This is a genomic window from Phaeobacter gallaeciensis DSM 26640 (assembly GCF_000511385.1).
Classification (GTDB): Bacteria; Pseudomonadota; Alphaproteobacteria; order Rhodobacterales; family Rhodobacteraceae; genus Phaeobacter; species Phaeobacter gallaeciensis.
This window is the reverse complement of the sequence record NC_023137.1, coordinates 1,076,901-1,090,267: the sequence shown is the minus strand read 5'-3', so window position 1 is coordinate 1,090,267 and position 13,367 is coordinate 1,076,901. Positions and strand designations below refer to the sequence as shown.

Here is a 13,367-nt window from a genome sequence, read left to right as displayed (position 1 = left end):
CGTTTGGAGCAGCCATCGGCTGCGACCGCCGGGCAAAGCCCGGCCACATGCTCAAGGCATGGCACCACTAGTCGTGGTTCCACGCCTCAGCATCGCCAAGCAATTGCAGCGCTATTGCGCGGGCTGCGCCTTCGGCACTGGCATAGGTTTGATGGTCGGGCAACTCGTGCAGATCAAAAGGCTGTTGCGGGTCGTCCGGGGTCTCAACTCGGACATAGATCGCCCAGCCATCGATCAGTCCTGGATCATCACAATACTCCTGCCCGCCATCGGGCAGATTGCAGAACCCATGCAGATGAACGCTGGCGCGGCCCTCTCGGGCCGCCTGCCTGATGTCAGAATACTTCATGGCAAACCTCGTCGCTTTCACTGACGAAAAATTCGTCAGGCTTGCCGTTCAGGCGGGTGCCATCCCGACTGGTCAAGCCGATAGCTGACCCGTTCCGGGTGAAGGTGATGAGGTATTGCCCGAGGTCATCACGCGTCACCACATACCCGCTGTTGCCCCAGTGAACGCGGTTGCCCGCGTCCACTGCTGCTTTGATCTCTTCCAAGGTCATCGCAACGCCTCCTCAAGGATTGCGAGAGCCCCGAGACAATCGTCGATATAGGGCTGCTCCTCACCCTCTAGATCGTTCAGCTCCAGCCGGTTCAGAACCGCATAAAGCGTGGCGCGCGCCTCACGTGCAGCGCTTCGCAGGCTGACCGTGTCTTCCAAGCGCGTGGTCGCAAAAACATCGCTTTGATAGTCAGGGATCATGCTGCCACCTCCTTGCTCTGACCTGCCGCTGCAAGAACAAAATCGGCTGCCTTCTGCGCCTCGGACGCCGCGCGAAAAATCGCCCGCTTGTCCTCCTTGAGAGCTTTTAACCACCCTTCAACATAGGCGGCGCTTTGGTCGAATTCTGGCGCGACGCCAATCTGAGCACCAAGGAAACAAGCACCGATTTCCGCCACCAGCTCTTCGAACGCATAGGCCTCACGGTTCGCAAACTTCTTGATCCGCTCCAGCCGCTTATCGCTGCCGGTCCAATGGGCCTTATGCCGACGTCGGCATAACACGCATAATGCCGATGTTCAGATTATGCCGCGTTTCGGCTGGGGATTTCCTGTTTCGTTGGGTTCCTCGTATTTTCAGACTGCATAAGACGACCACGGAGACCGTCGGTGTTCCAAACTGGGGGCGGTCCGACTGGAAAAGCCGCCTTGTGCGCGTTTCCGGCAGCGCCATTCGTGTCTGTCCTCTGCCATAAGCACATCCTTCAACCAACCAAGTGAAGGAAATACTTATGGAAAATTGTGTCGAACCAAATGAGGTGGAACGCTTCGCCTCACATATCGAAGATCAAGGATACACTCGCCGCTCCATCATGAAATTCAGGGGCACCGCCGAAACGCTTTGGGCCGCGATGCTGAAGGCAAACCTCGGGTCCGCAGACTTGACTGAAGATCACATGGATCAACTGACGGGGCCGATTATCAATGCCGCGTCGGTGAAAGACAAAAAGCACTGTCGGCATCGCATCGATCGGTTCAGGGATTTCCTGATTGAGACCGCGGGCGCACCGCCGCGTTCTGAACCGCCGCTGGACATGTCGCCAAGAGCTTGCCTGAAACGGGAATATGAAGCCTACCTTCGCGTCCAGCGCGGCCTTTCCGATGACACCATCTACTCTTGCCTTCGGTCTTGCGACCGGTTCCTGACGGCCAAGTTCGGCGCCGGTCTTGGCGACCTGAACACCATCAAGCCCGACGACATCACAGGATTCATACTCTGGTTGCGCAAGGAACAAAACGCGCCGCGTGACAAGACAGGCCCATCGCATCTTCGCAATCTGTTCCAGTTCCTGTTCTGGAGCGGCAAAACCGAGCGCAATCTGAGCAACGCCGTGCCAAAGGCACGGCAGCCGAAGCCGACCGGCATTCCGAGATATCTTGAGCCCGAAGAGGTCAATCGTCTGATCGAGGTCGTTCGCAATCACAAGAAAACAGGTCGGCGGAACTATGCGATGCTGATGCTGATCGCCCGGCTCGGTCTTCGGGCACCTGAAGTGACGGCGATAGAGTTGGACGACATCGACTGGCGCGCCGGAGAAATCTTGATCCGCGGCAAACGGCAGTTGCATGACCGGATGCCACTGCCGGTGGAGGTCGGCGAGGCGATTGTCGACTACATCCGCAATGAGCGCCGGGGGCCAGAGCGAGCACTGTTCGTGTCGGTGAAACCGCCGTTCAAGCGGTTCAAGGACGCTCAAATCCTCCGCTGGATTTTGCGTGATGCCTATGACGCGACCGGCATCTGCCCGCCACAAGCCTATATCGGCACCCACATTCTCCGGCACAGCCTCGCCACGGACATGCTGCGAAAGGGCGCTTCGCTTGCTGAGATCGGGGATGTGCTGCGTCACCGATCTGCGATGACCACGACCATTTACGCGCAATACGATGTGGATTCCCTGCGCTCGATCTCACGCCCGTGGCCAACTTCGGGAGGGGTGCAATGAAGACGCTTTGCCAACGACTTGACGAGTATCTGGCTCTACGGCGCTCGATGGGATTTGCTCTCACCTTTGATGAACGTGTGCTGCGCAAGTTCACGACCTATGGCGATGAACGCGGGTTCGACCGGATCTCGACGCCCTTGTTCCTTGACTGGAAAGCAAACTACGGCAGCGCGGACAACAACACTTGGTCTTGTCGCCTCGGGATGGTCCGAAGGTTTGCCTTTTGGCTTGCGCAACATGATGATCGCACCGAAATACCGTCCAGTCAGCTTGTCACCGGCCGATACCGAAGACGGGTGCCGTATATTTACGCGCCCAGCCAGATCGCAAACATCGTTGCTGAGGCGGGTCGGCTGCCATCACCCTATGGTCTCCGGGCCGCGTTGTGGCAGACCCTGTTCGGCTTGATCGCCGTCACGGGAATGCGCGTGAACGAAGCCTTATCACTGGATCGGCAAGACGTTGATCTGAAACGAGCCTTTCTCACGCTGAGGAACACAAAGAATGGCCGGGATCGGCAGCTACCCGTCAACGGCGACACCGCCCTTCAACTCGCCCGATATGCCAAGTTGCGGGATCGGCTGATCGCGCGTCCGTCATCCCGGTTCTTCATCAAAGAGGATGGCGAACCGGCGGGAGATTGCGGCGCGCGCTACAACTTCGCGCAGGTCAGCGGAAATATCGGCCTCAGGCCACCGCAAGCCTTCAAACGCCACGGCCACGGACCGCGCATCCATGATTTGCGGCACAGTTTTGCCGTTCACACCATCCTGGACTGGTTCCGCGAAGGCCGGGACATCGAAGCCGAAATGTACAAGCTCAGCACCTATCTCGGCCATTCCGAGCCAAAGCACACATTCTGGTACATCGAGGCCGTGCCAGAGCTGATGCATTTGGCGGCGGCGCGGGCCGAACAACGGGTTCTGGAGGATGCGTTATGATTGCGACCTATCCCTTGCCCATCTATGTGCAGCGGTTCTTCACCGAGCGGTTGTTGACCCAGATGCAGGCCAGTCCGAACACGATTGCCAGCTATCGCGACACCTTCAGGCTCTTGCTGAAATACGCGGAAGCGGAAACCAGGCTGCCGCCGACAGAGCTGCATGTGGCTCATATCGACGCCGAAATCATCGGGCAATTCCTGACCTTCTGCGAGGAGGAACGCGGCAACAGCGCGCGAAGCCGAAACACGCGGCTTGCCGCTATTCGCTCGTTCTTTAAATATGTCGCCGGCTGTGAACCTCAGTTGTTGCATCATTGCCAGAAGGTGCTGGCGATGCCGGCCAAACGACACGAAAAACGCGTGGTGGACTTCCTCACCCGTGATGAGATGGAGGCCTTGCTGAAGGCGCCGGACCAATCGACTTGGTTTGGTCGGCGCGATCGGGTTCTGCTCCTCACAATGCTCCAAACTGGCCTGCGTGTATCGGAGTTGATCGGCTTGCGCGTTGGCGATGTTAAGCTCGGCACCGGGCCGCATCTGAGATGCATCGGCAAAGGCCGAAAAGAACGCGCGACGCCACTCCGGGCAGACAGCCGGGAAGCGTTGCGGGTGTGGCTTGCTCAAACCGGGGCGGAAACCAGTGATCCCCTGTTCGCGACAATCCGCGGTAAGCCTTTGAGCCGGGATGCGGTTGAACGGATCGTTCGGAAACATGCGGCCACCGCCGCCTCGAACAGCTCGACGTTCAGATTGAAACGTGTCACGCCACACGTCCTGCGCCACACTGCCGCGATGCAGCTTCTGCAGAGCGGCGTCGATCGGACAATCATCGCGCTCTGGCTGGGCCATGAATCGGTCGAGACGACGCAGGTCTACATCCATGCCGATATCGAACTGAAGGAAAGAGCGATGGCGCTGACAAAGCCGGTTGGCGGCACCGGCGGACGATATCGGCCGGGTGACGAGTTGTTGGCATTCCTGGAAGCGCTCTGAATTATGCCGACACGCCGCGCCGGTCTTCCCGCAGGACAACAGGCTGTGAGGATCGGCGCGGCATAATCTGAACATCGGCATTATGGATCACCTCATGGGCCAACGTCCCATAGTAGCCTGCCGCATCGTGAAACGTGGTAATCGGCGGCATGTGGATGTAATCTTTGGTGGGGCTGTAATAGGCGCGCGGATCATCACTGGTGAGGATCTCCGCCCCCGTCCGGCTGAAAAACGCATCAAGCTCCGGATCTTCCGCTGTGCCAAGGTCGCGGGGAGCCTCTGGCCGGATGTAGTAGTCCTCTGGCAAGCCCTTGATCTGATCCGCGTTAAACACACGGTAGGCACGTGCGTAGGGTAGCTCTTCCTCAATGCCCAGCTCGTTCTCACGTGTGAATGTGCCGTATTTGACCACAGTGGACGACGTCTCGCCTTTGCGGACCTGACCGCCCAGATCTTGCGCCTGTTTGTAGGTCATCCAGCGGCTGGACACATAGCCATGCTTGGCCGCCATGACCCAGAGCATCAGGATGTTAATCCCGCGATACTCCTCCCCATTGTGTCGGGTCGGCAGCGCAATGCAGGACGCGTTCCCAGTCCAAGGCTTACGCCATGGCGGCGTGCCTGCCTCGATCTCTGCAATAATGGTGTCGGTGACATGGGCATAAACATCAAACTTCGGTGCCATTTGTGGCCTCCTCGATCAAAGTGACGCGGGTGAGGCTTCGCGCCCCCTTCCGCCGATGGGCTGCGCCTCGGCCACCTGATCTGACCGAATACGCATGTATTCGGCGGAACAGAGTGGGAGAGGGCAAAGCCCGACCCACGGCCCTGAACGGGGCTGTCAATCGGCCACATTTGCGAAGAAAATGTCTGCGCCAAAATAAGACACCAATTTGCGCCGCGAGGAATGGCTCGCCCGCGAGACAGGGGAAATTGGTGGCTGATTTTGGGGATGGACTAAGGTTGACCGCCACGGTCAGGGATGTTGGGCGGACCAAACAAAAGGAATGATGCCTGGATCGGGGTGAGCGGGCCAACGGCCCGTTGAGTTCCGGTGCAGTCGATTAAAATTTGTCGCCCGCGCGCCACTGCGCGGGCTCGTATCCATATTCGGGAAGATTTATTTTTCGGACCGTCGGAAAAAACGAAACTCGGCTGGTAGGAACCTTTCATGCTGAACCACCTGAAGCCGACATTGAAACTTCTTCGAAATCGAATATTTCGTTGCGCTGCCGCATGTCCGCTTGGAGCCCATAACTACCAATGCCGCAGGTTGTCCGAATGGCTGCTTATCCATTTTTTGTTAACTGGGTATTGCTATCTGGGTTTTAACAGTGGACTGCAAGCCCCTGCGCTACAAACTCAAAACCAGCATGATTTTCCTTACTCAACTGCTCCGCTGTTGATCAAATGCTGAGCCATGCCGCGCACATTACTCGACCGCCAAGTATCGTATTGCTGCCAGTGGCTACGGTCTGGGTATATTAGTTCTTCGACCAGTTGGTTCGTCGATTTCCCGGCTTGCAGCCCTTGCAAAACATCTGCGCGCAGTTCTTCCATATAGAGCCGAACGTTTGTTAGGTCGTCATGATTGCCTACACGACCGTGGCCCGGCACGAAGATATCGAAATCGAGCGCTTCGACGGTGAGTATCTGCTGATACCACCCTTCAACATTGTCACCACCCAAGCTGGCGTAGAACATGCGTTCGGGTGCGGCGACATCGACAAGAAAGACAACATTTTCGGGGCGCACGACCGTTGCGATCATGTCCTCTTCGTCTCCGGGCCCAAGATAGGTCAGCTCGATCGTGTTTTCGCCCAGCTGAAAGCTGTGCTCTTGATCGAACTGAACATCGAGACTTACGCCTCCAAGTGTTGCCGGAGCCTTCGAATGCGCGATGGCCTGGACATCGCCGCCATAGACATCACCGCCCGAGGCGTGATCGCCATGCGAATGCGAAAAAATCAGATGCGTCACTGGCTGGTCCGTTAGTGCAGGAAGATTGTCTTGCAACTGCTGTGCCGTACGGCCGTTCGGATCGACAACAAGGGTCCCTTCGTCGGTGACGACAACAAGCGAATTGTAGCTGCTGTTCTGGAAGTAATAGACATTGCCTCCGACATGGGTGAAGGCATCTGTAGATTGTGCTGCGGCAATGGCTGGTGTCAGGATTGCCATGGCTGCGGCGATCAATGCGGTTTTCATAATCTGTTCCTTTCCTGATCCGGCCGGGCCCGTCAGACAACAATGTTTACGATGGTTTCTGTGCCTTTCGGCCCTTCGGTGAATGCCATGGATACTGCCCGGGCTTCCGCCTTCGACATCCTGCGATGGAGCCCGTCTTTCGCATTGTCAGGATCACCTTCAATGTAGAACTGCGTGGTCAGAAGCTCTCGGCTTCCATCTAGGACTTTCACATGGATATGGGGTGTTCGCCCCGGATACTTGGTTGGCCTGATCGTGCGGAACGCATAGTTGCCAGTGTCATCCGTGATATCGTGGCCAAAGCCCTGAAAACCCTGATCATAGGGCACCGGACGATCATCGCCGGGGTGCAAGTACTTTCCATTCACATCACATTGCCAAATTTCGATGCGTGCACCCGCTATCGGGATACCATTGCGACCGGTAATCTGACCTTTGAGCGTGATGATTTCCCCGCCTGCCTCGCGAACAAGCCCTGCGATCTTCACCAAGTCATTGTCGGTGTCGCTCACGCGCATCGATCTGGTCGGATAAAACGGCCCTTCTGCGGCGCGCGGTGTCAAATCGGCCGCCAATGCGGTCCGGGACAGGAGTAAACTTCCCGTAGCAGAAGTTATTCCAGCAAGAATTTTTCGGCGCGATTTTGAATGAGTCATCAAATTCCTCCTCAGCTATTCGCGGCCCATCTTTGCATCAAGGCTCCAGCGACCTGGGCCGGAAAATACAAAATACAGGAAGATGAAGCAGTCAAAATTGCGGCATCACCGGCCACTCAGGATCGGATAAAAGTTCTGCGGGGCGTGGGCAATGAAGTAGGCGCTGGCCATCAAACCGGACAGAAGGAACGCGACCGGGCGCGTAAAAAGGCCCAGAACAATCAAGGCACCGCCGAAAAGCTCCATCATGCCAGCAAACCATGGCATCGAGAATGTCGCGACCTCCCACTCTGGCGGCGCGGGGAAGTTCAATATTTTCTGTGCTCCATGAGCCGCAAACAGAAGACCCGTCATGATCCGCAGAATGCTGAGAACCCGCAGAGATTGATTGTTCAGAGCTGCTATCAGTTTATTCATTCCCGAGATTTGATCGGCCGCGTTTTTTGGGCCTGCCGACCGACGTTGAGTGAAATTGGTATTCGGATGAGATGGGGTGAATTACTCCATCGCTTCCTTTACTGGCGCGCTGTCGACGAACTGTTCAAATTTAACGATCTTGCCGTCTTCGACCTTCCAGACATGTGCAACGCGCGCCGAAAATGCCTTGCCGGTTGCATTGTACGTTCCATAGTAGGTCCCGTATGCGACGACGCGATGGTCATCGGCTACATAGTTTTCAGGGACAAACCGATAGTCGGTCCATTCTGAAGCCAACCGCGCAAACACGTTTTTCGCGATCTCGTCAAAACCGGTATAGGTTCCCGAATAGGGAAAACCCGCTGCCTCTGTCCATTTGGCATCAGGAGCCAAATGCGCCTGAAGGTTGCGACCGTTTTCTTCGGAGGTTTCGCCTTCATAGGTGCTTTTGACAATTTCCAATGGAGTCATGTTTTGCTCCTGAGCGTTGACGGCAAATGTTGTCGCCGAAACGAACGCAAACAGGACAGCCCCAATGATGCTGTATTGCGTGATCTTGGTATTCGTGAACTTGCAAGACATGAAATTGCTTCTCTTCGTCGCGGCGAATGCGGTGTAGTTCACAGCAAACTGAGTTTTGCACTGTTGGTGATTGGGCGCCGGATTTGAGAGGCCGGTGCCCCTTTTGTAATACAGAAACCGAATTGGACGGCTCCTGATGCCTGTTTACGCTTACGGCCAGGAACGCTCGCCCTTGATAACCTGGGCGCTTAGCTCCAGATCGCTCACGTTCTCAAAGTTGGGATAGGCCGTCTGCATCGCAGCGATCAACTCGGCTGAACCCTCTGCCTTGTCCGCGGCTGCCTCGAACGCGGCGACATATTCCTTTGTGAAATCAACGATGCTTGCGTCCTCTGCACTATCGCCGATCACGTGGCCCGGAATAATCCGATCGGGGTTCAATTCCAGAATCTGGTCCAATGTCGCGCGCCAGCTGTCACGACTTTCAGGGGTTTGGTTATCGGCCATCCAAACGTGCACGTTTTCATAAAGTACAACGCCGCCCAACGCGGTTTTTTCCGAAGGCACCCACAGGAAAGTGTGAACCGGATCATGACCATCGAGGCCAATGACCTGGACGGCTTCGCCATCCACTGTCAGGCTATCGCCTTCCAGAACTTCAGGAACAATCAATTCGGATGGGGCGTTCGCGTCCAAGATCGGGCCCCAGAAATCGTATTTGAGCTGGATGGTTTTCTCGATGCCTTTGACGGTCTCAGGTGTCGCGACAATTTTGACATCCGGGTAGGCTGCACGGATCGTATCCAGCCCGAAATAGAAGTCAGGGTCTTTGTGGCTGATAAAGACGGTCGTCAGGGGTTTACCTGTCGCCTTGATCATGTCCACCAGCTGCTCGGCATCATCCTTTTCAAACTGAGCATCTACCAGGATCACCTCATTCGGGCCTTCGATAAGGTTTGATGAGACCGGAAATAGGCTGCCGTCATTCGGGCTGAAGGCCGTGATGGTGAGATCAGCCGCAAAGGCTGCGGTGGAAAGCAGCACGGCTGCAGTAGAAGTGAGGATCGTCTTCATAGGGATGCTCCTTGCATTTATGCGGCCAATGCCGCGATCTCTTCAGGAAAGTTGTAGTAGGTTGAGACGTCGACTTGGGTTGTTCCGCCGTCGGTTTGCATCACCAGAGTCGGGACACCTTGCGACCCGACCCGTGATTGCAAATTTGCAGCGTTCGTACTGATCTGCCGGGCGTGGTTTCTGCCTTCGTCCAACGGACGGTTCACGCCAAACTCAAGCAGCGCACTACGGACCGCTTCGCTGTTACCCGCAGAAACACCGTCGACATAACGTGCCCGTTGCAAAATTTGTGCCAGCTTCATCTCCGCCATGGCGCGTTGATCGTGGACCAAGGCAGCGGCGTATGCGGTCAGACCGGAATCCAGAACTTCATCCGGGTTTCTAATAATGTCTTGAACGTAAGCAGGACTGAATTCCTGGCCGGTCAGCCGTTCGATACGCCGATCGTATTCCAAAGCCATTCGCCCAAAGCCATCGCCCATTCGGTATGCATTTGCGCCTTGGAACAAATGGCGATGCATGACGGTGACATCAGCACCACACTCAATCAGCGCATTGATCACCGGAGCCGCGCCATAGCACCAGCCGCAATAGGTATCGTAGATATAGGTGAAGCGCGTCATTGCAGTCTCCATTTTGGTGGACCACAGGTAGTGCGCCGCTATTGTAGACTAAAGGTAATGCTTGTAGACACTACGTCAGTCAAAAGATGACAAGAGATGAAGAAATCAAATCTGAACCGACTAGAGTATTTTGTTGCTATCGCGGAAGAAGGTACCATCACTGCGGCCGCTGAACGAATGCGTATTAGCAAGGCAGTTGTCAGCAAGCAGCTTCAATTGCTGGAGGAAGAGCTTGGTGCAACGCTTGTTGTGCGCAACTCTCGCCACCTGAATCTCACGGAAACCGGACAGTCCTTCTATGAAGCCGCACGTGCATCAGTGGCGCAGGCCGAAGAAGCTTATGAAATGGTAAAACAAGGGCGCGCAGAACCAACTGGAAACCTGCGCATCACCGCCCCTCTCGATATGGGCGTTACATACGTTTCACCGGTCGTGGCCGAGTTTCGCATCGCCTATCCGGCTGTCACGATTGATTTGATGTTAAGTGATACGCGGTTTGATCCGGTCGAGGCACGATTTGACATTGCGTATCGGGTAGGCTGGCTTGCCGATTCCGCCAACATTGCGCGCAAGTTGGCCGACTTTCAGCAAATCGTAGTGGCGTCGCCTGACTTGGTTGAGCAACTTGGGCGACCAGAACATCCGGAACGATTGGCAGCGTTTCCATTCGTCGAACACAGAGCCTTGCCAAACTCACTGAGTTGGAAATTTATTAAAGCTACCGGTGAAACCTGTAACGTTCAAATGAACCCCGCGCTGCGAGCAGACGTAACACCAGCGATCAAGGCAATGGCAATCGAAGGGGCCGGGATCTCCATTCTGCCAGATTTTTTCGCTAAGAGAGAAATCGAAAACGGCACATTGATCCGGCTTGTTCCGGATTGGGCGCTTCCAACAGGAGGCATCTATGCCGTTTACCCTCCAACGCAGTTTCGATCAGCTGCGACAAAAGGCTTTGCAGAAATGTTTGCAAAAAGACTTCGCAGCAGTCTGGCGTAAGAGAAGGGTGGCGAAACTCAGTTAACATTGTCTCCGTCTAACATTGAAACGCGTGAACGCTTAGCAGCCCTTAGCACAGTTGCCGCTAAAGTCGGCTTTGTCCGCAGAGCACCAGTTCCCCCAATTGCCGATTTTGCACTTGCAGCGAAGGTCCGGTCTGAGGAGTTGCACCGATGCGACATCGGATACTTGTTGAAGTCCAATTGGCAGCGATCCACACTCAGCTTCGGGCTTATCCGGGGCGGAAAACCCGCCCCGGCGCACCGGTCACTCGGTAACCGGATCGTCATCGCGGCGTGGGAAGGCGACCATTTCGACGTCGGGGAACATGCTGTGTTTGACGTTGATCGACGTGATGTTGCCGCGGTCGTCGGTGTTGACGAAGAGCACGCCGCAGCGGTCCCAGAAGTTCTTGCCGTCTTTTTCGCCGGATTTGACGTTCAGTTTCAGAGTTTGAGTAGCCATTGTTTGATCCTCATTTTGAGTGTTTCGATGAACACGACCAACGCAGGCACCAAGGAGATGTCAGCTGGAATATTGGGTCGCGAGGAATGCGCTGGCGCAGAGGAATATTCCTGTTGAAGCGGTGTCCACACCGCATCTTGCACGGCTGCCCGCTTATGTTCAGCAATCAGAAACACATCATTGAGGAACTGCTTATGGCTAGGGCGTCCTGACCTGATTTCGTTTGACCCGGAAAAGACGCATCTTCGCACCAGTCAAGCGCAACCACTTTCAGTTCAACAGGTGCAACCTGGCCTTCAGCGCGCCATCGATCGAAGCAAGCAACGACTCTGGGAGATCCGCTGGAAGCTGGTTGAACGTGGCCTCAACGATCGCGTGCGAGGTCTCCTGCAGTTCTTCGAATAGGCCCTGTACGACAGCGCGGGATAAGCCGGATTGAACTCCAGTCTCCACGATGTGCCGACCAACGATATTCGAAACCTTGTAGTGGTTTGAGTTGCCGAAATTCATGGCCAGTTTGAAGTACTTTCGCTCGATCTGTCGCGCATCGACAGTCGGCTGCACCGTCAAAACGTCGTAAAGCGGTGTCATGCGAAAGCGACCGCCGGGTAAGAGGCTGACGCTGAAGTTTTTACCATGTCCGTCTGTCGCGCCCAGCAACCAGAACAGGACATTCGCTTTGAAAAAATCGTACCGGTCTTTGTTGGGGTCATCACTTCCCAACAATAGATCCATAATATCTGAGATTCCTGGGCCGCCCTCGTTCTGGTACTTCTGGGTAGGCACAACGGACAATGCTTGACAGCAATCCTCCTGCGGCAGACGGATCAAGCGGCCAACTGACGTCCAGCGCCGATCAAAACGCTCAACGACCAAGGCTTTCTTTTCGCCGAATTGCGCCATCTCGGCATTCGCAACCCGAAGCCCAAACGCCTCCATCAACTTGAGGCAAAGGTATTCGTTTTCTACACTGTCAGACAGATCCATGCCATTGGGCAGCCTGCCGATTTGCGGCTTGATGATGTGCGTGGTTGGCGTCGTACCGGTTGGCTCAATCCACTGGCCATCTTTACGAAGCAGCGCTGTTTTTTCCTGCGCGCCCGCGACAGAAATGCGAAAGTCATTTTCGCGGCGAATACCCAGTGGCGCGAGATCGAGGTCGCTCAGAATTGCCCCAATCTGAGCTTCATTCACACCTTCTCCAGTCAGCTCGGACATTGGCTGTGGCTCTTGCCCGTCGGGAAGGAACTGCAGCGCACCAATGCAGTCGCGCCCAATTTGGGACAGCAAGCTAAAGGCATCGACGCCCTCGGCCCCGACGCGCTCTGCGACTTTTCGTCGAATGAGGTCACTGTCGGGCAACAGGTTGTCAAAGACGGCCATCACAGGTGCGCCGATGTAGCGGTTTTCCTGCAATGGCAATGATAGCGACACAGGCATCCGGTGCTCCCATTCGAGCCAGTCTCGCGTATAGGCGAAACTGACGCCGCCCGAGGGCTCACGTACCAATTGGCCCACGAGCCGCGAGTTCAGGAAAACGTTCAGCGGTGTGTAGCTGCGCTTGCGGCCCATGTCAGAAAATGTCCTCAAGCCCGTCTGATGTGCCCTTGCTGCGCTCGGTCACCGTAATTTCGAGCTCCAGGGCCGCGATCAAATCGAATACCGTTTCCAGCTTGGTTCCCCCACTGCCGTTCTCGATCTTGGAAATTGTCTCCTGCCAGACACCGCTCATCGAGGCGAGTTCCTTCTGGGTAAGGTTCTTTGCTTTCCGAGCCTGGCGAATTGCGTGGCCCAAGTTTTTTGATGTACGAACGAGGTGCTTCATGGCGGTTCTCCTGCCATCATATATGACCCTTAGGTCATAAATTGTCAATATGATCTTCAGGTCATAAGTACATAATATGATCCCAACATCATAAATATCCGCAGCATTGGTAGCTAAATCCGCAGACTTCGCCAATGC

17 protein-coding genes and 1 pseudogene are annotated in these 13,367 nt (G+C 55.6%); 4 read left to right on the top strand and 14 right to left on the bottom strand.

Annotation, left to right across the window (positions count from 1 at the left end; genetic code table 11):
• Positions 1 to 67 precede the first annotated feature (67 nt).
• The 4 genes and pseudogenes from GAL_RS05235 to GAL_RS05220 all read right to left on the bottom strand — a co-directional run bounded on the left by GAL_RS05235 (position 68) and on the right by GAL_RS05220 (position 1,062).
• A complete protein-coding gene (locus tag GAL_RS05235) occupies positions 68 to 349 on the bottom strand; it encodes a hypothetical protein (protein ID WP_024096541.1) in 282 nt (93 codons plus the stop codon).
• 7 nt (positions 350 to 356) lie between these two features.
• Positions 357 to 560, bottom strand: a pseudogene (locus GAL_RS05230) (hypothetical protein); the annotation flags it as partial.
• A complete protein-coding gene (locus GAL_RS05225; protein WP_024096539.1) occupies positions 557 to 760 on the bottom strand; it encodes a hypothetical protein in 204 nt (67 codons plus the stop codon). The pseudogene GAL_RS05230 and the gene GAL_RS05225, both read right to left, overlap by 4 nt.
• Positions 757 to 1,062 carry a zincin-like metallopeptidase domain-containing protein gene (locus GAL_RS05220; RefSeq protein WP_024096538.1) on the bottom strand — a complete coding sequence of 102 codons (306 nt, stop codon included), beginning with the start codon at positions 1,060 to 1,062 and terminating at the stop codon, positions 757 to 759. The genes GAL_RS05225 and GAL_RS05220 overlap by 4 nt, the downstream gene beginning before the upstream one ends.
• Before the next feature lie 227 nt (positions 1,063 to 1,289).
• Between GAL_RS05220 and GAL_RS05215 the strand changes: the two genes are divergently transcribed.
• From GAL_RS05215 to GAL_RS05205, 3 genes are read left to right on the top strand one after another with little or no spacing between them, the layout of a single operon-like run.
• Positions 1,290 to 2,504, top strand: a complete 1,215-nt coding sequence (locus GAL_RS05215; RefSeq protein WP_024096536.1) for a tyrosine-type recombinase/integrase — start codon at positions 1,290 to 1,292, stop codon at positions 2,502 to 2,504.
• Complete coding sequence (locus tag GAL_RS05210) at positions 2,501 to 3,445, top strand: tyrosine-type recombinase/integrase (protein WP_024096535.1); 945 nt, start codon at positions 2,501 to 2,503, stop codon at positions 3,443 to 3,445. The genes GAL_RS05215 and GAL_RS05210 overlap by 4 nt, the downstream gene beginning before the upstream one ends.
• Positions 3,442 to 4,440: a tyrosine-type recombinase/integrase gene (locus GAL_RS05205; protein ID WP_024096534.1), complete on the top strand. Its 999-nt coding sequence runs from the start codon at positions 3,442 to 3,444 to the stop codon at positions 4,438 to 4,440. Before GAL_RS05210 ends, GAL_RS05205 begins: the two co-directional genes overlap by 4 nt.
• A 1-nt stretch (position 4,441) precedes the next feature.
• Here the strand turns inward: GAL_RS05205 and GAL_RS05200 are convergent, their stop codons facing one another.
• From GAL_RS05200 to GAL_RS21890, 7 genes are all read right to left on the bottom strand, one after another.
• Complete coding sequence (locus tag GAL_RS05200) at positions 4,442 to 5,125, bottom strand: ArdC family protein (protein ID WP_024096533.1); 684 nt, start codon at positions 5,123 to 5,125, stop codon at positions 4,442 to 4,444.
• A 698-nt stretch (positions 5,126 to 5,823) separates the two neighbouring features.
• Positions 5,824 to 6,648: an MBL fold metallo-hydrolase gene (locus GAL_RS05195; protein WP_024096531.1), complete on the bottom strand. Its 825-nt coding sequence runs from the start codon at positions 6,646 to 6,648 to the stop codon at positions 5,824 to 5,826.
• Positions 6,649 to 6,680: 32 nt separating this feature from the next.
• Positions 6,681 to 7,304: a dioxygenase family protein gene (locus GAL_RS05190; protein ID WP_024096530.1), complete on the bottom strand. Its 624-nt coding sequence runs from the start codon at positions 7,302 to 7,304 to the stop codon at positions 6,681 to 6,683.
• Positions 7,305 to 7,409: 105 nt separating this feature from the next.
• The gene (locus GAL_RS22770) at positions 7,410 to 7,721 is read right to left on the bottom strand and encodes a DoxX family protein (protein WP_024096529.1); all 312 of its coding nucleotides are present in this window, start codon (positions 7,719 to 7,721) and stop codon (positions 7,410 to 7,412) included.
• A gap of 81 nt (positions 7,722 to 7,802) precedes the next feature.
• On the bottom strand, positions 7,803 to 8,345 hold the full coding sequence (locus GAL_RS05180; protein ID WP_199535422.1) for a nuclear transport factor 2 family protein: 543 nt from the start codon (positions 8,343 to 8,345) through the stop codon (positions 7,803 to 7,805).
• Between the two features lie 108 nt (positions 8,346 to 8,453).
• Positions 8,454 to 9,317, bottom strand: coding sequence for an MBL fold metallo-hydrolase (locus tag GAL_RS05175; RefSeq protein WP_024096527.1), 864 nt, complete (start codon positions 9,315 to 9,317; stop codon positions 8,454 to 8,456).
• Positions 9,318 to 9,334: 17 nt separating this feature from the next.
• Positions 9,335 to 9,940 carry a DsbA family protein gene (locus GAL_RS21890; protein ID WP_024096526.1) on the bottom strand — a complete coding sequence of 202 codons (606 nt, stop codon included), beginning with the start codon at positions 9,938 to 9,940 and terminating at the stop codon, positions 9,335 to 9,337.
• Between the two features lie 96 nt (positions 9,941 to 10,036).
• On the opposite strand from GAL_RS21890, the gene GAL_RS05165 reads away from it, so the two are divergent.
• Entirely contained in the window at positions 10,037 to 10,939 is a 903-nt protein-coding gene (locus tag GAL_RS05165) for a LysR family transcriptional regulator (RefSeq protein WP_024096525.1), read from the top strand.
• Positions 10,940 to 11,206: 267 nt separating this feature from the next.
• On the opposite strand, the gene GAL_RS05160 is transcribed toward GAL_RS05165, so the two are convergent.
• The 3 genes from GAL_RS05160 to GAL_RS05150 all read right to left on the bottom strand — a co-directional run bounded on the left by GAL_RS05160 (position 11,207) and on the right by GAL_RS05150 (position 13,229).
• Complete coding sequence (locus GAL_RS05160; protein ID WP_024096524.1) at positions 11,207 to 11,404, bottom strand: hypothetical protein; 198 nt, start codon at positions 11,402 to 11,404, stop codon at positions 11,207 to 11,209.
• A gap of 270 nt (positions 11,405 to 11,674) precedes the next feature.
• Positions 11,675 to 12,976 (bottom strand): type II toxin-antitoxin system HipA family toxin, encoded by a 1,302-nt coding sequence (locus tag GAL_RS05155; protein WP_024096523.1) that lies wholly within the window; start codon positions 12,974 to 12,976, stop codon positions 11,675 to 11,677.
• Between the two features lies 1 nt (position 12,977).
• Positions 12,978 to 13,229 carry a helix-turn-helix transcriptional regulator gene (locus GAL_RS05150; protein WP_024096522.1) on the bottom strand — a complete coding sequence of 84 codons (252 nt, stop codon included), beginning with the start codon at positions 13,227 to 13,229 and terminating at the stop codon, positions 12,978 to 12,980.
• Positions 13,230 to 13,367 lie beyond the last annotated feature (138 nt).